The sequence below is a fragment of the Pseudomonas sp. GW821-FHT03C07 genome, from assembly GCF_059420925.1.
This window is the reverse complement of sequence record NZ_JBWKUQ010000005.1, coordinates 298,463-318,934: the sequence shown is the minus strand read 5'-3', so window position 1 is coordinate 318,934 and position 20,472 is coordinate 298,463. Positions and strand designations below refer to the sequence as shown.

Annotated in this window: 17 protein-coding genes; 7 read left to right on the top strand and 10 right to left on the bottom strand. The window is 61.8% G+C overall.

Going from position 1 to position 20,472, the window contains the following annotated elements:
• Positions 1 to 3 precede the first annotated feature (3 nt).
• The 7 genes from AC07VG_RS13195 to AC07VG_RS13165 all read right to left on the bottom strand — a co-directional run bounded on the left by AC07VG_RS13195 (position 4) and on the right by AC07VG_RS13165 (position 6,655).
• On the bottom strand, positions 4 to 825 hold the full coding sequence (locus AC07VG_RS13195) for an amino acid ABC transporter ATP-binding protein (protein ID WP_495002151.1): 822 nt from the start codon (positions 823 to 825) through the stop codon (positions 4 to 6).
• Complete coding sequence (locus AC07VG_RS13190; protein ID WP_495002150.1) at positions 812 to 1,486, bottom strand: amino acid ABC transporter permease; 675 nt, start codon at positions 1,484 to 1,486, stop codon at positions 812 to 814. The genes AC07VG_RS13195 and AC07VG_RS13190 overlap by 14 nt, the downstream gene beginning before the upstream one ends.
• Positions 1,476 to 2,198: an amino acid ABC transporter permease gene (locus tag AC07VG_RS13185; RefSeq protein WP_495002149.1), complete on the bottom strand. Its 723-nt coding sequence runs from the start codon at positions 2,196 to 2,198 to the stop codon at positions 1,476 to 1,478. The genes AC07VG_RS13190 and AC07VG_RS13185 overlap by 11 nt, the downstream gene beginning before the upstream one ends.
• Positions 2,198 to 3,412 carry an aminotransferase class I/II-fold pyridoxal phosphate-dependent enzyme gene (locus AC07VG_RS13180; RefSeq protein ID WP_495021317.1) on the bottom strand — a complete coding sequence of 405 codons (1,215 nt, stop codon included), beginning with the start codon at positions 3,410 to 3,412 and terminating at the stop codon, positions 2,198 to 2,200. The genes AC07VG_RS13185 and AC07VG_RS13180 overlap by 1 nt, the downstream gene beginning before the upstream one ends.
• Complete coding sequence (locus AC07VG_RS13175; RefSeq protein WP_495021316.1) at positions 3,409 to 4,818, bottom strand: FAD-binding oxidoreductase; 1,410 nt, start codon at positions 4,816 to 4,818, stop codon at positions 3,409 to 3,411. Before AC07VG_RS13175 ends, AC07VG_RS13180 begins: the two co-directional genes overlap by 4 nt.
• A complete protein-coding gene (locus AC07VG_RS13170) occupies positions 4,815 to 5,636 on the bottom strand; it encodes a transporter substrate-binding domain-containing protein (RefSeq protein WP_495021315.1) in 822 nt (273 codons plus the stop codon). Before AC07VG_RS13170 ends, AC07VG_RS13175 begins: the two co-directional genes overlap by 4 nt.
• A gap of 185 nt (positions 5,637 to 5,821) precedes the next feature.
• Entirely contained in the window at positions 5,822 to 6,655 is an 834-nt protein-coding gene (locus AC07VG_RS13165) for a transporter substrate-binding domain-containing protein (RefSeq protein WP_495002145.1), read from the bottom strand.
• Between the two features lie 243 nt (positions 6,656 to 6,898).
• Between AC07VG_RS13165 and AC07VG_RS13160 the strand changes: the two genes are divergently transcribed.
• The 4 genes from AC07VG_RS13160 (at position 6,899) to AC07VG_RS13145 (ending at position 13,825) form a co-directional block, all read left to right on the top strand.
• Positions 6,899 to 7,756 carry a LysR substrate-binding domain-containing protein gene (locus AC07VG_RS13160; protein ID WP_495002144.1) on the top strand — a complete coding sequence of 286 codons (858 nt, stop codon included), beginning with the start codon at positions 6,899 to 6,901 and terminating at the stop codon, positions 7,754 to 7,756.
• Positions 7,757 to 8,019: 263 nt separating this feature from the next.
• A complete protein-coding gene (locus AC07VG_RS13155; RefSeq protein ID WP_495002143.1) occupies positions 8,020 to 9,543 on the top strand; it encodes an efflux transporter outer membrane subunit in 1,524 nt (507 codons plus the stop codon).
• A 100-nt stretch (positions 9,544 to 9,643) separates the two neighbouring features.
• Positions 9,644 to 10,753: an efflux RND transporter periplasmic adaptor subunit gene (locus tag AC07VG_RS13150; protein WP_495002233.1), complete on the top strand. Its 1,110-nt coding sequence runs from the start codon at positions 9,644 to 9,646 to the stop codon at positions 10,751 to 10,753.
• Positions 10,754 to 10,765: 12 nt separating this feature from the next.
• Positions 10,766 to 13,825, top strand: coding sequence for an efflux RND transporter permease subunit (locus AC07VG_RS13145; protein WP_495021314.1), 3,060 nt, complete (start codon positions 10,766 to 10,768; stop codon positions 13,823 to 13,825).
• 12 nt (positions 13,826 to 13,837) lie between these two features.
• On the opposite strand, the gene AC07VG_RS13140 is transcribed toward AC07VG_RS13145, so the two are convergent.
• Entirely contained in the window at positions 13,838 to 14,707 is an 870-nt protein-coding gene (locus AC07VG_RS13140) for a LysR family transcriptional regulator (RefSeq protein WP_495002141.1), read from the bottom strand.
• Between the two features lie 109 nt (positions 14,708 to 14,816).
• Here AC07VG_RS13140 and AC07VG_RS13135 point away from each other — a divergent pair, with 109 nt between their 5' ends.
• Complete coding sequence (locus AC07VG_RS13135) at positions 14,817 to 15,878, top strand: alkene reductase (protein ID WP_495002140.1); 1,062 nt, start codon at positions 14,817 to 14,819, stop codon at positions 15,876 to 15,878.
• Positions 15,879 to 15,927: 49 nt separating this feature from the next.
• On the opposite strand, the gene AC07VG_RS13130 is transcribed toward AC07VG_RS13135, so the two are convergent.
• Positions 15,928 to 17,229: an MFS transporter gene (locus tag AC07VG_RS13130; protein WP_495002139.1), complete on the bottom strand. Its 1,302-nt coding sequence runs from the start codon at positions 17,227 to 17,229 to the stop codon at positions 15,928 to 15,930.
• 178 nt (positions 17,230 to 17,407) lie between these two features.
• Between AC07VG_RS13130 and AC07VG_RS13125 the strand changes: the two genes are divergently transcribed.
• Positions 17,408 to 18,001: a TetR/AcrR family transcriptional regulator gene (locus tag AC07VG_RS13125; RefSeq protein ID WP_495002138.1), complete on the top strand. Its 594-nt coding sequence runs from the start codon at positions 17,408 to 17,410 to the stop codon at positions 17,999 to 18,001.
• A gap of 72 nt (positions 18,002 to 18,073) precedes the next feature.
• Here the strand turns inward: AC07VG_RS13125 and AC07VG_RS13120 are convergent, their stop codons facing one another.
• The gene (locus AC07VG_RS13120) at positions 18,074 to 18,718 is read right to left on the bottom strand and encodes a glutathione S-transferase (RefSeq protein WP_495021313.1); all 645 of its coding nucleotides are present in this window, start codon (positions 18,716 to 18,718) and stop codon (positions 18,074 to 18,076) included.
• Between the two features lie 332 nt (positions 18,719 to 19,050).
• On the opposite strand from AC07VG_RS13120, the gene AC07VG_RS13115 reads away from it, so the two are divergent.
• A complete protein-coding gene (locus AC07VG_RS13115) occupies positions 19,051 to 20,352 on the top strand; it encodes an NRAMP family divalent metal transporter (protein ID WP_495002136.1) in 1,302 nt (433 codons plus the stop codon).
• The last annotated feature ends 120 nt before the right edge of the window (positions 20,353 to 20,472 follow it).

Sequence of the window (20,472 nt, the reverse complement as noted above, 5' to 3'; positions counted from 1 at the left end):
CGGTCAGACGGACAGGCTGTAGCGGCTGATATTGTTCAGCCAATACGGATCGGGTTGCAGGTGGCGACGGCCGACATCGCCCAAGGCATGCCGGAGAAATTCGCGGGTGCGCTCGCTTTGCGGCTGCTGGAATACCTGGTGGGCGCTGCCGGATTCGACGATCAGGCCGTTTTCGGTGAAATACACCCGGTCGCTGATTTCCTCGGCAAAGCGCATTTCATGGGTCACCAGCACGCAAGTCATGCCCTCCTCAGTCAACTCGCGAATCACCGTCAGCACCTCGCCGACGGTTTCCGGGTCGAGGGCCGAGGTCACCTCATCGAACAGGATCAGCTCCGGGCGCATGGCCAGGGCACGGGCAATTGCCACCCGTTGTTGCTGACCGCCGGACAGTTGCCCGGGAAAGGCCTCGGCCTTGTGCTCCATGCGCACCTTGGCGAGCAGCTGCCGGGCCTCCTGTTCGGCGTCGGCGCGGCGGCGACCGAGCACCTTGCACGGGGCAATCAGCAGGTTGTCCAGCACCGACAGGTGCGGGAACAGGTTGTATTGCTGGAAGACGAAACCGACCCGCTTGCGCAACTCGATCAGCTCCGCCTCGCGCTGCAGTTGCTGCACCTCGGTGGCGCCGACGCGAATGGTGCCGCGCTGAGGTTTGAGCAGCCCGGTGATGCAGCGCAGGATCGTCGACTTGCCCGAGCCCGAAGGCCCGATGATGGACACCGCCTGGCCGCGTTGCACATCAAGGTCAATGCCCTTGAGCACCGCGTTGGCGCCGAACGACAGGTGCAGGTCGCGCAGGCTGACGAGGGGTTCAGTAGAAGGCATAGCGTCGCTCCAGGCGTTGGGTCAGACGGGAAATCGGGTAGCAATAGACGAAGAACAACGCCAGCACGCTGAAGTAGATCAGCACGGTGAAACCGCTGCGGTTGACGGTGTTGCTGGCGATCTGCGCGGTGTCGATCAGGTCATGCACGCCCACCAGGGAAGCCAACGCGGTGCCCATGGTGATCACCGCATAGAGGTTCATCCAGGGTGGCAACATGCGTTTGAAGCACTGCGGCAGGATGATCGAGCGAAACAACTGGCCGCGACTGAAGGCCAGGGAGCGCGCGGCCTCCCATTGAGTACCGGGGATCGAGCCGATGGCCCCGCGAAAAATTTCGGCGACGTTGGCGCTGGCCGGCAGTGCCAGGCCGACGGTGACCTTCAGCCAGTCGGGAAACGGCAGGTAGTAGCTGCCGACATGGATTTCGAACGGAAACACGTAGGTGGTGAAGTAGATCAATACCAGCCAGGGCGCGTTGCGAAACAACTGCACCCACAAGCGTGCCGGCAGGCGCAGGATCCGCAGCGACGACAACCCCAGCGCACCGATCAGCAAGCCCAGCAGCGAGCCGATGGCAATCGCCAGCAGGCTGATCAGGATATTCTGCGCAAAGCCCACGGCCAGCGCCGGCGACCATTGCCACAAGGCTTCAATAACCATAACCGGGCATCCTCAACCGCGCTTCCAACGCCCGGCCCACACAGTTGACGATAAAACTCAAAACCCCGAAAAAGCTCAGCATCAGGATCATCAGTTCCAGCACGTTGTCGCTCTGGGTCCAGATCATGATCGAGGCGTAGGTGATATCGCCCACGGCGATAGCCGAAGCCACGGCGGTCATCTTCACCAGGTCGATCAGGTTGTTGACCAGCGACGGCAGGGCAAAGCGCAGGGCCAGTGGCAGCTGCACGTTCCACAGCAACTGGCGACGGCTGAAGGCCAGCGAACTGGCGGCTTCCATCGTCACCGCCGGCACCGCCTCGATCCCGGCGCGCAGGGCTTCGGCATGAAAGGCGCCCTTGTGCAGGGAAATCACGATCACCACCCAGGCAAACGGCGTCAGCGGGTTGGCCGCGCCCACCGCCTGGGTCAGCAGCATATTCAATACCAGGAAGGCGCAGTAGAGCTGGACCAGGGTCGGCGTATTGCGGGTGACCTCGACGAACACCCGGGCCGGGCGCGACAACGCCTTGTTCCCGCTGGTGAGCATCGCCGCCAGGGTGATTCCCGCCAGCAAACTGCCGATGATGGTCAGCACGCACAGCAGCAGCGTGGTCCAGGCCCCGTCGATCAGGCTGCCGCGTTGGTAGGCATCCAGCAGGAAGCGGTAGTTGAGCCCCAGGTGGGCGGCCCCTTGCACAAAGGTTTCCATCACGCCGAGCCCTCGACCAGGCGAGCGCAGGCCGCGGCGATCCGGCGGCCGGCTTCACGGACACTGTCAGTGGTCGTGGCAATCGACAGGCGGAACCAGGGCGACAGGCCATAGGCACTGCCCGCGACCCCGGCAACGCCCTCCTCCAGCAGATAGTCCACCAGTTCGTTGTCACTGCCGATGGCCTGACCGTCCGGACGCAAGCAACCGATCAGGCCGGCACAACGGACGAACACAAAAAAGCCGCCTTCGGGTTGCAACACTTCGAGCCCGTCGACTTCGCTCAAGGCCGCCACCAGCAGATCGCGGCGCAGCCGATAGGCCGCCACTTGCGGCTTGAGGAAATCCAGCCCGCCGTCGTAGGCCGCCAAGGCCGCCGCCTGACTGACCGACGAAGCACCGGATGCCGATTGCGACTGGACCACGCTCATGGCCGTGGTCAGCGCCAGGGGACCGGCACCGAAGCCGATCCGCCAGCCGGTCATGGCGTAGGTCTTCGACACGCCGCCCACCAGCAGGCAGCGCGCCTGCAAATCCGGCGCGACATTGAGCAGGTTCAGCGGCGGCTGGCCGTCGAAGCGGATGTGCTCGTACAACTCATCGAGCAGCACCAGCACCTGGGGATGGCGGCGCAGCACATCGGCCAACGCGCCCAGTTCATCGGCGCTGTACACCGCACCGCTGGGATTGCCCGGGCTGTTGAGGATCAGCCAGCGGGTGCGCTCGCTGATCAACCCGTCCAATTGCGCCGGGGTCAGCTTGCAGCCCTGCTCCAGGGTCGACGGGATAAACACCGGCTCGCCACCGTTGATCCGCACGCTGTCCGGGAAAGACGGCCAGTACGGCACTGGCACCAGCACTTCATCGCCCTCGTCGAGGGTCGCGACAAAGGCATTGAAGATGATCTGTTTCGCGCCGTTGGCGATGACGATCTGTGGCAGTGCATAGTCGAGGCGATTCTCGCGCTGGAGTTTGCGCCGTACCGCCTCGCGCAAGGCCGGTACACCTGGTGTCGCGGTGTATTTGGTCGCCCCGGCGACGATGGCCGCAGAGGCGGCCTCCTTGATATGCAGCGGGGTATCGAAATCCGGCTCGCCAGTGGTCAGGTCAAGCACGTCGCGACCGCCGTCGCGCAGGGCCGTAGCCCGGGACTTGGCCGCCGCATTGGCCGACAGCGAAACCCTTTGCACCCGTTTGGACAGTCGAACAGTCATGGCAGCACCTTGCCTGGATTGAGCAAGCCACGGGGATCGAGGGCTTGTTTGATTCGCCGCATCAGGTCCAGTTCCAACGGGCTCTTGACCTCAGCCAGCAGCGCGCGCTTGCGTTGGCCAATGCCGTGCTCGGCACTGATGGAACCGCCGTGGGCGTGGGTGTTGCGATGCACCAGGGCGCTGAGCGCCGCATAGTGGGCCATATGCGCTTCGACCGGCTGGCCGAGGGGCGCGGCGACGTTGTAGTGCAGGTTGCCGTCGCCGAGGTGGCCGAAGGTCAGGTTGCGCACGCCGGGGAAATGCTCCTGCAGCAAGGCGTCGGTCTCGCGGACAAAGTCGGCGATCCGCGAGATCGGCAGCGAGATATCATGCTTCATGTTGCGCCCTTCGCGGGCCTGGGCTTCGCTCATGTTTTCCCGCAACTGCCACAGCGCGGCGCTCTGGGCCAGGCTTTCGGCAATCAGCGCATCGGCCAGCAGGTTCAGCTCGAAGGCCTCGCCCAGCACCCGTTCGAAGGACTCCCGGGCATGTTCGGCGCTGTGGTTGTCGGACAGCTCCAACAGCGCGAACCAGGCTTGCGGTGCCTGGGCAAAGGGCTGCGGGTCGGCGGGAAACTGCTGGCGCAACAGCGTCAGGCAGGCGGCGGACATCAGTTCGAAGGCTGTCAGGTCGGCACCGAAACCGGCGCGGGCATGGGACAGGAAAGTGACCGCCTGTTCCAGGGAGTCGAATGCCAGCAAGGCGGTGCTCTGCGCCTTGGGCAACGGAAAAAGTTTCAAGGTGGCGGCGGTGATGATGCCCAGGGTGCCTTCGCTGCCGATAAACAGGTCGCGCAGGTCGTAGCCGGTATTGTCCTTGCGCAGCCCGCGCAAGCCGTTCCAGATATCGCCGTCGGCGGTCACCACTTCCAGGCCCAGGGTCAACTCGCGGGTGTTGCCATACCGCAACACGCCGGTGCCGCCGGCATTGGTGCCCAGGTTGCCGCCGAGGGTGCAACTGCCCTGCGCGCCCAGGCTCAGGGGAAACAGGCGCCCGACGTCACGGACCGCGTCCTGCAGGTTCTGCAGGATGCACCCGGCCTCCACGGTGACGGTGTCGTTGGCGGTATCGAGTTGGCGAATACGGTTCATCCGGTCGAGCAGAACCAGCACGCTGTTACCGCTGGCATCCGGGGTGGCCGCGCCCATCAGACCGGTATTGCCGCCCTGCACCACCAACGGTGCGCCATGGTGAGCACAGACCCGCACCACGGCGGCGACTTCCTCGGTACTGGCCGGGTGCACCACGGCGATAACCTGGCCATGGAAGACACGGTGCTTGTCGCTGAGAAACGCGCGGCCGGCAACGGAGTCCTGGACATGGGCGGCGCCCAGCAGTTGTTGTAACTGCGCGAACAATCCGCTCATGGTAGCTGCGCCAATGGAGCCGCAGCCTTGAACTGCTCATGCAGCTGCAGCAGCGCCTGGGACGGTGGTATGCCGCTGCGCTTGCCCAGTTCGATCAGCCAACCGCTGCGGTGCCAGTCGCGGACAATCGCGTCGAGACGGGCCTGCACATCCTTTTCGCCCTTGCGCACCCAGATTACCGAACGGGACGGGATCAGGTCGGTGGGCAACGGGATCTCGTAATCGGACCATTCGGCCTCGTCGAGCAGACTGTGCATGGTCGGGCTCACGTGGACCGCAGCCACGCAGCCATTACCGCGCAGGGACAGCAGCGATTCGGACTGACTGCGGAACGCCTTGATCTGCGCGCCGTAGATTTCCTGCAGGGGCTTGGTGAAGTTGCTGCCCTGGGAAACGCAGACCGGCTTGCCCTTGAGCTCTTCCCAGCGGGTGATGCCAGCGCCCTTGCGGATCAGCGCGGCGCCGCCGACTTCTTCGTAAGGCGTGGGCACATAGTCGAGGATCTCGGCGCGTTCTTCGGTGAACTGCATATTGGCGATCAGAGCATCGACCTTGCCCTGTTGCAGGAACTGCACACGGTTGGGCGCCAGCACCGAGACGCTTTCCAACTCCACACCGAGGCGCTGGGCCAGGCCCTTGGCGAGTTCGACGTTATAGCCCTGATGGGCGCCGGTGGCCGGGTCGATAGTGCCGAATGGCGGGCCACTGAGGATCACGCCGACACTGATCTTGTGCCGGGCCTGGATCTTGTCGAGTGTGGCATCGGCCTGGGCCAGGGAGGCGAATAGTGCCAGGGCGATGGGCAAATACTTGAACATTGCGGGGGTATCCTTAAGAGATCGGGCGACCTGGAGTCTGCCTATGCGGCGGTCCGGCGTCCCGGCAAGCTTCGCTCCCACAGGTTGCAGTGTCCGCAGCCCCTTCAGGCTCACTCGGACAATGTGGGAGCGGAGCTTGCCCGCGAAGGGGGCCGCAAGAGCGCCAAAAAACATTGCAGGTACGATCAACCCTTGAACTGGTTATGCAGCTCCACCAGCGCCGGCGACTTCGGAGAAATCTGATTGCGGCTCTCGGCCTCGATCAGCCAGCCGCTGCGGTGCAGGCCCTGGACCACCGTGTCCAGGCGCTTCTGGGTGTCGACTTCGCCCTGGCGGGTCCAGATCACCGACGGCGCCGGGTTCAGCTCCGGGGTGATGGCGCGATATTCCTGCCACTCCGGATTGCCCGCCAGCAGCGGATTGATCAGCGTCGCGTCATGGACCGCCGCCACGCAGTTGTTGCCGCGCAGCGCCAACAAGGACTCCGACGAGCTCTTGAAGGCTTTCAACTGGGCCCCCAACTCGCTCAACGGCTTGACGTAGCTGCTGCCCTGGGAGGTGCACACCGGCTGCCCCTTGAGGTCTTCCCAACGGCTGATCTTGCTGTCCTTCAATACTGCCGCGGTACCGCCAACCTTATAAAACGGCGTCGGCACATGGCCCAACTGACCGTCACGCTCCGGCGTCCATTCCATATTGGCGATCAGCAGGTCGACCTTGCCCTGCTGCAGGAACTGCACGCGGTTGGCCGGCAGTACCGGCACCAGCTCAACATCGACCTTCAGGTCCTTGCCCAGGGCATTGGCCAGGTCGACATTGAGGCCCTTGGGCGCCTGGGTCGACGGCTCGATGGAACCGAAGGGCCCGCCGGACAGCAGCACGCCAACCACCAATGTGTGGCGCTGCTCGATCTTGTCCAGGGTGGCGTCGGCCTGGACCGCACTCACCGCCCCCAACGCCAGCACGGCGCCGATAAAAGCAGGAAGCAGGCGTTGGCCCGGTGTGCGCTTGAACGACATGACTATCCCCTTGATGACAATCGGCGTATCCCGACCTGGTGGCTACGCATGCTAGGGAGCACCAGGCGCGAACGGAAATTCAAATATCTAATATTGTTATAACTTTCTGGTTATTAGCTTTTTAGAAAAACGGTATAAGCCCTGTTTACTGGATCTTTAAGCATCCCCCATATTTTCGACTCGCCAAATACATCAGGATCTGTAATCTATTGGCGAACGTCCTTGATATGAATTCGAGCCGCCATGCCCTCTCCGACCCTGGACCTGGAACTGCTGCGCACCTTCGTCGCGGTGGTAGACCATCACAGTTTTGCCGAAGCCGGCCAGCACCTGGCGCGCACGCAATCGTCCGTGACCCAGCAGATGCAACGCCTGGAACAGCAGGTGGGCGTCGGCCTGTTCCAGAAACAGGGGCGCCAGAAGCAGCTCACCGAGCCGGGGCGCCAGTTGCTGCGCCATGCCCGGCAATTGCTGTCGCTGAATGACGAGGCGCTCAGTTCGCTGCAGGAAAACCATATGAGCGGCGTGCTGCGTATCGGCTCCCCTCACGATATCGCCGACACCATCCTGCCGCCGATCCTCAGCCATATCGCCCGCTCGGCGCCGCGCCTGCGCCTGGAAATCGATGTGGGCCGCAGCCCGTACCTGATGGAGGACCTGCACCGGGGCAAGATCGACATGGTCATCTCCACCCGCGAGGACTCGCGCCTGCAAGGTTTTGCCCTGCGCACCTCACCGGTCTGGTGGATCTGCTCGGCGCAGTACATCCACGTCCCCAGCGAACCGTTGCCGCTGATCCTGGTGGAAGAGCCGAGCATCTACCGACGCTATGCCATCGAAGCACTGGAACGTGAAGGCATCGCCTGGCGCCAGGCGTACCTGGCCTCGAACCTGATCGGCATCAAGGCAGCGATTCGCGCCGGGCTCGGCGTGACACCGCGCAGCATGGAGCTGCTGGGGCCGGATATGCGGGTACTGGGGGAAAACGACGGTTTGCCGCGCTTGCCGGATGTGACCTATCACCTGTGGATCCGGCCCAATACCGTGAACCCACTGGTACGCCGGGCCTATGACCTGATTCGCAGCAGCCAGGGGTTGTAAGGGCGAATCACGCAATGCAGCCAGTGATCGGGCGGGCTCGTTATCCCATGCACTTGCAGCAACGTCTCAAGCGCTGGCTCGCGCCCACGGGAACATTCACTTGACTTGCCGGTCATTAACTCAAGAACTAGGCTGCTGATGAGCAGTGGCGCCTTGAGCGCGGCGCCGCCCTCCCCCGAATTTTGCGCATGACCCCTGGTGCAAGGAGGCAAAGGGCACAGGCTTGATCTATTCATACAACTGACTAATTGATTAGAGAGCCCATGAAAGAGCAACCCCAGCGGCAGGCGACTTCTCGCACCTGGCAGGTTCTTGCGCCTGCGAGCGTGCTTTGCGTCGCCATGCTCACAGGCTGTGCCGTAGGCCCGGACTTTGTTCGGCCCAGCACGGCCAAAGATGCCGGCTATTCACGGGAGAAGCTGACGACGACCGCCTCGGCCGATGTGGCGGCAGGAGGCGCGGCGCAAAAACTGGTCGAAGGCATGGATATCCCCGGCCAATGGTGGACGCTGTTCCGCTCGCCAGCCCTGAACGCGCTGGTGGAAGAGGCGCTGAAGGCCAATTCGGATGTGGCCGCCGCGCAAGCGGCCCTCCATCAGGCCAACGAACTGGCTTACGCCGAGCAGTCCTCGCTGTTTCCCTCCCTGAGCGGCAGTGCGTCCAGGACGCGACAGTTGCCGTCGACCGCCAGCACTTTTGGTTTGCCCGCGCGGATTCTCACTGTCAATTCAGCCTCGCTGAGCGTCTCTTACGACGCCGACGTGTTCGGCGGTGGCCGTCGCCAGATTGAATCGTCCACGGCCCAGGCCGAGTATGAGCGCTACCAACTGGAAGCGACCTACCTGACACTGACCTCGAATGTCGTCAACACAGCCATCACCCTGGCCTCCCTGCGCGACCAGGTGACCGCCACCCAGGAACTCATCCGGCTGCAGAACGATCAGCTTGATCTCCTGCAGTCGCGACGGCGGCTGGGGGCAATCGCCAATACCGATGTGCTCACGCAGCAGGCGGCACTCGCGCAAACCCGCGCAACCTTGCCGCCCCTGCAAAAGCAGCTCGCGCAAACCCGTAACCAATTGATGGCTTATCTCGGCCGTTTTCCCAATCAGGATCAGGGCGAGAGTTTCGACCTGGCCTCCCTCCACCTGCCAGAGCGGTTACCGCTCAGCCTGCCCTCGAGCATCGTCGAGCAGCGACCGGATGTGCGCGCCGCCGAGGCGCAACTGCATCAGGCCAGCGCCAATATCGGCGTGGCCGTTGCCAATCAACTGCCGCAATTCAGCATCAGCGGAACACTGGGCTCCAGTGCGCTGAGCGGCACCCGGCTGTTCTCGTCGGGGACGGGGTTCTGGAGTCTCGCCGGCTCGGTCAGCCAGACGATCTTTGACGCCGGCACCCTTAAACATCGCAAGCAGGCCGCCGTGGCCGCCTATGATGAGTCGGCCGCGCGCTATCGCGGCACCGTGATCAGCGCCTTCCAGGATGTCGCCAACGCACTCAGGGCACTGGAAGCCGACGCCGACACCCTCAACCAGCAAGTGCTGGCCGAACAGGCTGCCCACGAAAGCCTGACGCTGGCCCAGGCGCAGTTCCAACTGGGTGCCGTGGCCTATTTGAATCTGTTGACCGCGCAACAGACCTATCAGAACGCGGTACTCACCCGCGTCAGGGCGCAAAGCGCCCGTTACAGTGACACCACCGCCCTCTTCCAGGCACTGGGCGGTGGCTGGTGGAACCGAACCGATGTGGCCCCTGCCTCCGTGGGAAGCCTTGAGCGTTATTGAAACAGTGAGAAAAACCATGGCCGACGCCAAGATCGCCGCTTCTCCATCGACCCCGCCGAACGAACCTGGCGGTGCCCGTAAACGACGGTTGCTCAAGCCTATGCTCGTCATGATCGGGGTGGTGCTGGTGATCGTTGCGATCATCGCCGGCGTGAAGTTCAGCCAGATATCGAAGCTGATCGCCCAATCAAAAATCCCGCTGCCAGCCGCCGTGGTAACCGTCATCCGGGCCGAGCTTGCCGATTGGCAGCCGAGCGTTTCCGCCGTGGGCTCGATAAAGGCCGTACGGGGCGTCGATGTCACCACCGAGGTCGGCGGTATCGTTCGCACTATCGGCTTCAAGCCGGGCCAGCAAGTGGCGGCCGCCGACCTGCTGGTCCAGTTGAATGCGGACTCGGACATCGCCCAACTTCACTCGCTCGAAGCCACCGCCAACCTGGCCGCAACGGTCCTCAAGCGCGACAAGGCGCAACTGGCGGTGAACGCGGTGTCCCAAGCCCAAGTCGAAGCGGACGACGCCGACCTGAAGGCGAAAGTGGCGGCGGCAGAGCAACAACGAGCGTTGCTGGCGAAGAAAACCATCCGCGCGCCCTTTGCCGGAAAGATCGGGATCACCAGTGTCAATCCCGGTCAATTCCTCAACCCCGGCGACAAGATCGCGACCCTGCAAACCTTCAACCCCATCTACATCGACTTCAACGTACCGCAAGCGCAGCTGGCAGCGATTTCCCTCGGCCAGGCGGTCGCGGTCACGGCTGGCGGCCTGCCCAAGCAAACCTTCGCCGGCAAGGTCACGGCCATCGACACCAGGTTCGATCCGACCACACGCAACGTTGTCGTTGAAGCCACCGTCGAGAATCCGAAACAAAGCCTGGTGCCGGGCATGTTCGCCCAGGCCGTCGTGGAGTCCGGCGCGAAGCAGCGCTACCTCACCGTGCCACAAACCGCCGTCACCTATAACCCTTATGGGACGACGGTCTTTATCGCCGTACAGAAGAGCGACCAGGGCAACGAGGTGCTCACCGCGCAGCAAACGTTCATCGAGACCGGGCCAACCCGCGGTGACCAGGTGGCCATCCTCTCCGGCGTGAAGGAAGGCGACCAGGTGATCACCAGTGGCCAGATGAAGCTCAAGAACGGTTCACCGGTGAAAATCGACAGTCAGGGCGCGCCTTTGAACGACGCGTCGCCGAAGCCACAAGAACAATAGGTCTGCGCGCCCATGAAACTCACCGATATCTTCATCAAGCGACCGGTCTGGGCCGTTGTCGTCTCGATGTTTATCCTGATACTGGGGCTGCGATCGATCTTCGGGCTGCCGGTCAACCAGTGGCCACGCACCGAAAACACAGTGGTCACCATCACCACCAGCTACTACGGTGCGGACGCGGCCACCGTGGCCGGTTTTATCACCCAACCGCTCGAATCGGCCATCGCCCAGGCCCAGGGTATTGATTACCTGTCGTCCTCGAGCATTACCGGGATCTCAACCATTACCGCGACCCTGCGGCTCAACTACGAGGCCAGCAAGGCGCTGACGGAGATCAACACCCAGGTCAACTCGGTCAAGAACCAGCTGCCGGCGCAGACCCAGGAGCCGGTACTCACGGTGGCGGTTGGACAGACCACCGATGCCATGTACCTGGGCTTCTACAGCGATGTACTGCCCACCAACAACATCACCGATTACCTGTTGCGGGTGGTCAAGCCCAAGCTCGATTCGATCGAAGGCGTGCAGACGGCCGAGATTCTTGGCGGGCGCCAGTTCGCCATGCGCGCCTGGCTGGATCCGGGCAAGCTGGCCGCCCACAACGTTTCGGCGCAGGACGTTTCCGCCGCCTTGTCAAACAACAACTATCTGTCCGCCCTGGGTTCGACAAGAGGACAGATGGTGACGGTGGACCTGACCGCCGGTACCGATTTGCACACCGTGGATGAATTCAAACAACTGGTCATCAAGCAGAACGGCGATGCGCTGGTGCACCTGGAGGATGTGGCCACGGTCACCCTGGGCGCGGAAAGCTACGACACCAGCGTCGCATTCTCCGGCAAGCGCTCGGTGTTCATCGGCATCAAAGTGGCGCCCAATGCGAACATCCTGACGGTCGCCGCCAGCGTCAGGAAGGCCTTCCCCGACCTGCAATCGCAACTGCCGAGCGGCGTCAGGGGCGAGATCGTCTACGACTCCACGGAGTTCATCAATACCTCGATCTACGAGGTGGTGAAGACCCTCGTCGAAGCCATGATCATCGTCTCGATCGTCATCTATTTGTTCCTCGGCTCATTTCGCGCGGTGATTGTGCCACTGGTGGCGATACCGCTGTCGCTGATCGGGACCTTCTTCATCATGTTCCTGCTGGGGTACTCGATCAATCTGCTGACCCTGCTGGCACTGGTACTGGCCATCGGCCTGGTGGTCGATGACGCGATTATTGTGGTCGAGAACGTCGACCGCCATATCAAGGAAGAAGGCAAAGGGGTACTGGAGGCCGCCATGGTCGCCGCCAGGGAACTCGGCGGTCCGATTGTCGCGATGACCGTGGTCTTGATTGCCGCGTACGTTCCCATCGGACTGCGCACCGGTCTCACCGGTGCGTTGTTCAAGGAGTTCTGTTTCTCGTTGGCCGGTGCCGTGACCGTGTCGGCCGTGGTGGCGCTGAGTCTCTCGCCGATGATGACCTCACGGCTCTTCAAATCAGGGCAGGAAGAGGGTCGATTTGCCCGCCTGCTGGATCGCTATTTCGACCGGTTACGCAAGCGATATCACCGGGTGCTGTCAGCCGGGCTGAATAGCTGGCCGGTGCTGGTCACCTTTGGTTTTATCCTGTTCCTGCTGGTGGCCGCCAGCGGCATGACGGCCAAGAGCGAGCTGTCGCCGACCGAAGACCAGGGCTTGGTGTTCATGCAGGTCAAGGGGGCGCCGACAGCCTCCCCGCAGCAGATGGAACGGCTGGCTGACCAGGCCTTCCAGATCGCCAAAACCGAGCCCGAGTACGCGCAGATGTTCCAGCTGACCGGGGTGCCGTCACTCAACTCCGGGCTTGGCGGCGTGCTGCTCAAGCCCTGGGGACAGCGCACCCGTTCGCAAGCAGAATTGATACTGGACCTGCAACAGAAGTGGAACCAGGTGGCCGGCGCCAAGATGGCGGCCTTTCCACTGCCGTCGCTGCCGGGCGCCCAAGGCTTGCCGGTGCAGTTTGTCATTACCACCACGGAGTCGGTCGAGAACCTGAATGAAGTGGCCCAGGCGGTCATGACCGAGGCCCAGAAGCAACAGCTGTTCTGGTTCTCCGATCTGGACCTGAAGATCGACAAGCCGCAGGCCAAGCTGATCGTCGACCGTGACAAGATCGCAACCCTGGGGATGACCCAGGCCGACGTCGGCGCAGCCCTCTCGGCGGCGCTGGGTGGCAATTACGTGAACTACTTCTCCACCGCCGGGCGCTCGTACAAAGTCATTCCCCAGGTACTGCAGGTCGACCGTCTCAACCCCGAGCAGATTCTCGATTACTACATTCGCACGCCTTCCGGGGCAATGATCCAGGCGCGCACAGTGGCCCATATCGAGACGTCGACCGAGGCGGAGTCCATCAACCACTTCCAGCAACTCAACTCGGCTACCCTGTCCGGCGTGAGTGGTTTGTCCCAGGGTGAACTGCTGACGAAACTGGACACTATCCTCAACCAGGTCGCCCCCTCGGGGTACACCTCCGATGCATCGGGTGAGTCGCGTCAGTTCATCCAGGAGTCGGGCGGCTTTGTCGGCCTGCTGCTGTTCTCCATCCTGATCGTCTACCTGGCGCTGGCCTTCCAGTTCGAGAGCTACCGCGACCCGGTGGTGATCCTGTTTTCGGTGCCGCCGGCGCTCTTCGGCGCACTGGCGTTCATCACCATGGGCTTTGCCTCGATCAACGTGTACACCCAGGTGGGCCTGGTGACCCTGCTCGGGCTTATCACCAAACACGGGATTCTGATCGTGCAGTTTGCCAACGAACTGCAACGCGCAGGTCGCAGCAAGCGCGAGGCCATCGAAGAGGCCGCGGCGGTACGCTTGCGGCCGATCCTGATGACCACGGCGGCCATGGTCCTGGGTGTGGTCCCGTTGGTCTGGGCCTCCGGTGCCGGCGCGGCCGGGCGTCACGACATGGGCCTGGTGATCTTCGCCGGCCTCTCGATCGGCACCCTGCTGACACTGTTCATGGTGCCCGCCATGTATATGTTCATTGGCACCACTCATCACCAGGAGGCAGCCGAACAGCCGATGTCCACACCTGTGGCCTAACGGCCGCCGCGCTTATTCCAGGCGCGCCCGAAGGAATTCAATGAAACGCTGGGTTTTGGCCGGCAGTAATCGGGTCTCGGTCACCGCATAGACCGTCACCGGTTTGCCCTTCCATTCGGGCATGACACGACGAAGCTGGCCACTACGCAGTTCATCGGCAATGATTTCCTCGTTCATCAGCACGATGCCCTGATCAAGCGCGGCAAGCCGCCGAAGCATCCCGACGCTGTTGACCATGAAACGCCCTCCCACCGCTACCGAGAGGGTTTGTACGCCATCGTTCAGTGTCCAGCTCCCGCCCTTCTGAATACTCAGGCACTGATGCCGTTCGAGATCACTCGGTGTGCGGGGCTCGCCCGAGACTTCGAGATAACGCGGCGAGGCGTACAAATACGCCACCACGGAGGTCAAGGGTCGGGCGATCAACTGTGAGTCCTCCGATTCACCAATCCGAATGGCGACGTCGAAGGGCTCGCTCACCAGGTCGACGCGCCGTGAGGTCAGGTCGAAATCGAAGCTGATGCCCGGATAGAGGCTGGCGAACTCGGCGATCAAGGGCGCCAGGTAAGTGACCGCGAAGTCCACGGGAAATGAAACCCGTAGCACACCGCTGGGTTGCGCGAGCATTTCGCCAAGCTGCTCATGGGCCAGCCGGGCCTCATCGACAATCCGCTTGCAGCGCTCGAAGTAGATCTGCCCGGCTTCAGTCACCTCGACCTTGCGCGTGGTCCGATGCAGGAGGCGCAAACCGATCGCCTTCTCCAGGCTACTGATACGCCGTGACAGAGTGGAGTTCGGCATGCCCAGCACCTCGGCCGCCCCACGAAATCCTTTCGCTTTAACGACCTCGACAAACAACGCCATATCGTTCAGAAATTCCACGCCAATTGCTCCACAAATGGATCAATTAAATCAAGAAACCACTATTTATCCCAAAAATAATAAGGCTGATGATGCGGTTCCAGCAACATACACTTTTGAGGATCGCACCATGAGCTCACTCTTCAGCCCCATACAGGTCGCCCAGGCGACTTTTTCAAACCGTCTGGCCATGGCCCCCATGACCCGCAGCCGCGCGGAATTCGATGGCACGCCGGGAGAGCTGGCGGCCGAATACTATGCCCAGCGCGCCAGCGTCGGCCTGATTGTCACGGAGGGCACACAACCTTCCGCCGATGGTCAGGGCTACCTTACGACACCGGGGATCCATAGCGATGCGCACGTTGCCGGCTGGAAAAAAATCACCGCCGCGGTGCACGCCCAAGGCGGGCATATTTTTATCCAGTTGATGCATGCCGGTCGTATGTCCCACCCCGATAACACGCCCCACCATCGTCAGGGTGTGGCGCCGTCTGCCATTGCGCCGAATACCCCCATGTTCACCGTCACGGGCATGCAGGACATCCCCGTGCCACGCGCACTGAGTACTGAAGAAGTGCGCCAGACAGTCGGCGACTTCCGCCTCGCCGCACGCCGGGCCATTGAAGCCGGGGCCGACGGTGTCGAAATTCATGGCGCCAACGCTTATCTGGTCCAACAGTTCCTGGCGCCAAGCGCAAACACCCGAACGGACGAATACGGGGGCTCCATCGCGAACCGCGCACGCTTTGCCATCGAGGTTGCGACCGCCATCGCCGAGGAAATCGGTGCCGATAAAACCGCCATTCGCCTCTCACCGGGCATCACCCTGTGGGGCATTGACGAAGGCGAAGAAGGTCCGGACCTCTACCGCTACCTGGTGGCCGAACTGAACAAGCTGGGCCTTGCCTACCTCCACGTCATGCATCAAGGCGACGACACGCTGCTGGCGGACATCCGCAAGGCCTGGAACAACACTCTGATTGTGAACCGCCCTGGCCGCCCACGGGAACAGATTGGCGCCGACCTGGCTACCGGGCTGGCGGATATGGAAGCCTACGGTCAGATGGTTCTGGCCAACCCGGATTTTGTCGAGCGGTTGAAGGCCGATGCGCCGCTGAACAAAGCGGACAACAGCACCTTCTTCGGCGGCAGCCAGAAGGGTTACACCGACTATCTCGCCTTGAGTGTTTGAAGGGAGTGAACGGAAGCAGCCAGGACGCTTGTTGCCCTGGCTGGCCCCGTTAGGCCGGAGATTGCGAACGCGCCAGCGTTTTTTTCAGCACCACCGGTATCGACAGGGCAATCAGTGCCGCGATCACGCACAGCAGCCCGGCGATAAAAAACGCCGGAATGTAAGTGGCCAGCAAAGTCCGCGTCAGCCCCGCGCCGTAGGCGGCAAAGGCCGCACCCAGTTGATGTCCGGCAAACACCCAACCGAAGACGATATTGGCCCGCTCGCCGCCGAATTTCTGCGCCACCAGTTTTACCGTGGGCGGCACGGTGGCGATCCAGTCCAGGCCATAGAGCACTGCGAAGAATGACAGGCCGAACACGGTGAAGTCGGTAAATGGCAGGATCATCAGCGAGATGCCGCGCAAGCCGTAATACCAGAACAACAGCCAGCGATTATCGAAGCGGTCCGACAACCAGCCCGACCCCACGGTGCCGAAGAAGTCGAAGATCCCCATCATCGCCAGGATACCCGCGGCACTGGTGGCGACCAGGCCGAAATCGCCGCACATGCTGATAAAGTGGGTCTGGATCAGCCCGTTGGTGCTGGCTCCGCAGACGAAGAAAGTGAGGAACAGCACCCAGAACGTCCAACTGCCCGACACGTCGCGCAGCACCTTCAACGGGCTTATCAGCATCTGCAGCAAACTGCCCCGTTGGGCAGGCGCCGGCAACACGTCCTTCTCCCCGTACAGCGGCAATTCGAGGTCCACTGGACGATCGCGCAACAGCGCAAGCACCGCCACCACGACCACCGCCATGGCGCCGCAGATCAAGCCCAGCGCCAAGCGCCAGCCATAGTGCTCCGTCAGGGAAGCCATCAGTGGCATGAACAGCAGTTGGCCGGTGGCGGAACTGGCCGAAAGCAGCCCGACCACCAGGCCGCGACGATGGGAAAACCAGCGGGTCGCCACCGTAGCCCCGAGCACCATAGCAGTGAGTCCGGTGCCGACACCCACCACCACGCCCCACAACAACACCAATTGCCAGAAGCTGTTCATAAACATCGAACCGATCATGCCACCGAGCACGATCGCCAACGCCACCAGTACGACCCGGCGCAGACCGAAGTAGTTCATGAAGGCCGCCGCGAAAGGTCCCATCAACCCGTACAGCATGAAACGAATCGCCAGGGCTGAAGAGATCTGCGCGCTGCTCCAGCCGAACTCATGCTCCAGAGGCACGATGAACACACCCGGCGCGCCCATGGCGCCAGCCATCACCAGCATGGTCAGGAAGGTGACGGCGGCGACCACCCAGCCATAGTGAACCTGGCGCCGTGCCAGGCGGTTTGCGACCAATCTAGACAACATGGAGTGTTCCTTATGCTTGCGGGGCGGGCCGCGCTTCATCGGGGGGAAGGGCCAAATAGATTATGCTCGACCTTTATTTAATAAATGTTTTACATCATGTATTATTGCTTGGCAAGACTGTCGATTCGTCGACATGTATGATCGTTGACATATATTTTCAGCATCACGCGAGGCGACCATGCCCAGGGTATCCAGGAAACAGAGCGAACAGAACCGTGTCACCATCACTGAAACCGCCAGCCGGCTGTTCCGCCAGCGCGGCATGAACGGCGTCAGTTTGAACGAGGTGATGAAGGCCAGCGGGCTGACCCACGGCGGCTTTTATGGCCACTTCGACTCCAAGGAGGCCCTGGCCAACGAAGCCTGTGCCAAGGCCTTCGAGCAGGCCACCAAGACCTGGCGGGAACGCGTCGATGCTCATCGCAAAAAGAGCAAGTCGCGCCAGGCCATCGTCGACAATTACCTGTCCGACAGCCTGCGAGCACACGACGCCGAGATCTGCCCGGTGCTGGCTTTTGCCAGCGACCTGGCCCACGAACCCGTCCCCTCGACGCTGCAACAGTGCTATGTCGAAGGCCTGGAGCAGTTGCTGGCGACTTACCAGGGCACCCTGGATGACGCTGACTCAGACCACGCCAGACAAACCGCCCTGGTGGAGTACACCTTGATGGTCGGCGCCATGACATTGGCCCGCGCCACCACAGGTTCACCGTTGGCCGATGAGCTGCTCAGGGCGACGAGGTCCTTTCTGAAGTCCAGCTCGGACCGGTAACGACAAACACATTGCCCCAGGCCCGCATCGCGAACTTCCTGACGTCCGCCTAGACCTTGCTCCAGATAGACATCAGGCCGGGTTTTTTACGCTTGGCCGCTCACTGACCTTGGCGTTCCAGGCCACCAGGGCCGTGCATTCATCCGGAATCGCAATCTGGGCAAAACCAGCGAAGACCAGACCGGCCCAAACGGTGATATCGGCCATCGAGAATTGATCGCCCGCCACGTATGGCTGGGTTTTCAAGACCTGGTCGAAGTAGCGCATGCCGCTGATGGCTTTCTCACGATGCCGCTCACCCCATACGGCCCGGTCGCTCCACTCCGGGCTTTTATAGGGTTTCAGTTGAGGCCCGAGCCCATCGGTGGCGTGATGAAAGTAGATGCCGATGGCGTCGATAAGCTGGTCATCGGCACGTTTCTGCATCATGTGGATCACCCCCTTCTCTTTCGGCGTGATGCCGGTGAGCGTGGGACTGCCCTCGAGGTTGTCGAGATACTCGGTAATGGCCGTGCACTCAGACAGATACGTACCGTCATCCAGCTCCAGAACCGGAACCGTGCCGGTAGGGTTGATCGCCAAAAAGGCGCTTTGCTTATGTTCGGCCGCCGGCAAGTCGATCTTGATGAACTCGATTTTGGAGGCTAATGCTTTCTCGGCGATGACCACGCGAATACGTAACGGGCTAGGAAAACCGGGGATATCGTAGATCTTCATGCTGACTCCGCTGCTATCTATCTATCGGGAGGTAGACAGTGAGGCCGCGCACTATCTCCTGTCAACATATATCTATCGATAGGTAGAAAACAAATCATAGCCACAACAGACACCAGGCAAACCAGCCTGGATGCCGCCCGCAAGGTCGTACGGGCCGAGGGGATTCACGGATGCGAACGTCCAATGGCTCACCAGGGTGCTGGCGCTGAAACAACCGGACGCCCTTATTTGATTGCTTTGACATCTACGCTGATCGCAGGTAGAAGCCGTTCATCTTCGACTGCGACACTCACTCCACTCTCCTCCCGTCGCAGCACTATTGAGGTGTATCAATGGATGTCAAAGGCACTCCCCGAGCGAATGTTTTTCGGATCCTTTGGGGGCGCCTGAAAGAACATCCGCTGTCGAAGCTGGGGCCCGGACTCATCACCGGCGTGGCCGACGACGACCCCAGCGGCATCGCTACCTACTCACAGGCGGGCGCTCAGTTCGGCCTGAACATGCTATGGACGATGCCACTGACCTTTCCTTTGATGGCAGCCGTTCAATTGATGTGCGCAAACCTGGGCAGAGTGACCGGCAAGGGGTTGGCCGCCAACATCAAAACAGCATTTTCACCGCTCGTACTCCAGGCCGTGGTGCTGCTACTGCTTATCGCCAATACACTGAACATTGCCGCCGACGTGGCGGCCATGGGCGAAGTGGCGGAACTGGTCAGCGGCGTCAACCGGCATCTGATGACCGCCATCTTCGTGTTCGGGACGCTGGCACTGCAGATGTTCATCCCCTACCACCGCTACGTCGTGTTCCTGAAGTGGCTGACACTTTCGCTGCTGGCTTACGCCGCCGTGCTGTTTACGGTGCATATCCCGTGGGAGCAGGTGGCCCTACATACGGTCTGGCCCCAACTCACTCCGGATGCCAGCGCCGCAGCGGTCGTCGTGGCGCTTTTTGGCACGACCATCAGCCCTTATCTGTTTTTCTGGCAGACCTCCGAAGAGGTCGAGGACATGCAGAAAAACCCCCACAGTGTCCCGCTCAACCAAGATTCGCGGACCGCTCGCAAGGAGCTGCGACGCATCCGCTGGGACACCTGGAGCGGCATGCTCTACTCCAACATCACCGCCTACTTCATCATTCTCGCGACGGCCGTGACCCTCAATATGGCGGGGGTGACCGACATCAACACCGCGGCGCAGGCCGCCAGCGCATTGCGACCACTGGCTGGCGATTTCGCCTACCTGCTCTTCGCCCTTGGCATACTGGGCGTCGGCATGATCGGCGTCCCCGTGTTGGCGGGTTCCGGCGCCTACGCCCTGTCCGAAGCGCTGGGCTGGAACGAAGGCCTCGAACGCAGAGTGCGCGACGCCCGAGGCTTTTACAGCATCATCGCCATCAGCGTGCTCGCCGCGCTGGCCATCCAGTATTCGCCCATCAGCCCCATGAAAGCCTTGTTCTGGAGCGCGGTGATCAACGGGGTCGTTGCCGTACCGCTAATGGTCGTCATCATCATCCTGGTGTCGAAGAAATCGGTGATGGGTGATTTCACGGTGAGCCGGCCGTTGATTGTCCTGGGCTGGATAGCGACGGCGGTGATGGGGACGGCGGCGGTAGCGATGTTTGTCCCGGGGTAAATCAGATGTTTGACAATCCGCCTGGCCATGACTCAAACGTTGCCGGGACCTCAAGTCCTACCTTGACGTTACTCATCGAGATTCAATAAATAAGTGCATCGCATTGAAATAAGATTGACT

What these genes read in the sequence shown, in the direction of transcription:
- AC07VG_RS13155 (WP_495002143.1), top strand. Translation starts at nt 8,020, where the DNA reads ATGAAAGAGCAACCCCAGCGGCAGGCGACTTCTCGCACCTGGCAGGTT.
- AC07VG_RS13165 (WP_495002145.1), bottom strand. Translation starts at nt 6,655, where the DNA reads ATGTCGTTCAAGCGCACACCGGGCCAACGCCTGCTTCCTGCTTTTATC.
- AC07VG_RS13145 (WP_495021314.1), top strand. Translation starts at nt 10,766, where the DNA reads ATGAAACTCACCGATATCTTCATCAAGCGACCGGTCTGGGCCGTTGTC.
- AC07VG_RS13190 (WP_495002150.1), bottom strand. Translation starts at nt 1,486, where the DNA reads ATGGTTATTGAAGCCTTGTGGCAATGGTCGCCGGCGCTGGCCGTGGGC.
- AC07VG_RS13160 (WP_495002144.1), top strand. Translation starts at nt 6,899, where the DNA reads ATGCCCTCTCCGACCCTGGACCTGGAACTGCTGCGCACCTTCGTCGCG.
- AC07VG_RS13180 (WP_495021317.1), bottom strand. Translation starts at nt 3,412, where the DNA reads ATGACTGTTCGACTGTCCAAACGGGTGCAAAGGGTTTCGCTGTCGGCC.
- AC07VG_RS13115 (WP_495002136.1), top strand. Translation starts at nt 19,051, where the DNA reads ATGGATGTCAAAGGCACTCCCCGAGCGAATGTTTTTCGGATCCTTTGG.
- AC07VG_RS13125 (WP_495002138.1), top strand. Translation starts at nt 17,408, where the DNA reads ATGCCCAGGGTATCCAGGAAACAGAGCGAACAGAACCGTGTCACCATC.
- AC07VG_RS13175 (WP_495021316.1), bottom strand. Translation starts at nt 4,818, where the DNA reads ATGAGCGGATTGTTCGCGCAGTTACAACAACTGCTGGGCGCCGCCCAT.
- AC07VG_RS13150 (WP_495002233.1), top strand. Translation starts at nt 9,644, where the DNA reads ATGCTCGTCATGATCGGGGTGGTGCTGGTGATCGTTGCGATCATCGCC.
- AC07VG_RS13170 (WP_495021315.1), bottom strand. Translation starts at nt 5,636, where the DNA reads ATGTTCAAGTATTTGCCCATCGCCCTGGCACTATTCGCCTCCCTGGCC.
- AC07VG_RS13185 (WP_495002149.1), bottom strand. Translation starts at nt 2,198, where the DNA reads ATGGAAACCTTTGTGCAAGGGGCCGCCCACCTGGGGCTCAACTACCGC.
- AC07VG_RS13130 (WP_495002139.1), bottom strand. Translation starts at nt 17,229, where the DNA reads ATGTTGTCTAGATTGGTCGCAAACCGCCTGGCACGGCGCCAGGTTCAC.
- AC07VG_RS13195 (WP_495002151.1), bottom strand. Translation starts at nt 825, where the DNA reads ATGCCTTCTACTGAACCCCTCGTCAGCCTGCGCGACCTGCACCTGTCG.
- AC07VG_RS13135 (WP_495002140.1), top strand. Translation starts at nt 14,817, where the DNA reads ATGAGCTCACTCTTCAGCCCCATACAGGTCGCCCAGGCGACTTTTTCA.
- AC07VG_RS13120 (WP_495021313.1), bottom strand. Translation starts at nt 18,718, where the DNA reads ATGAAGATCTACGATATCCCCGGTTTTCCTAGCCCGTTACGTATTCGC.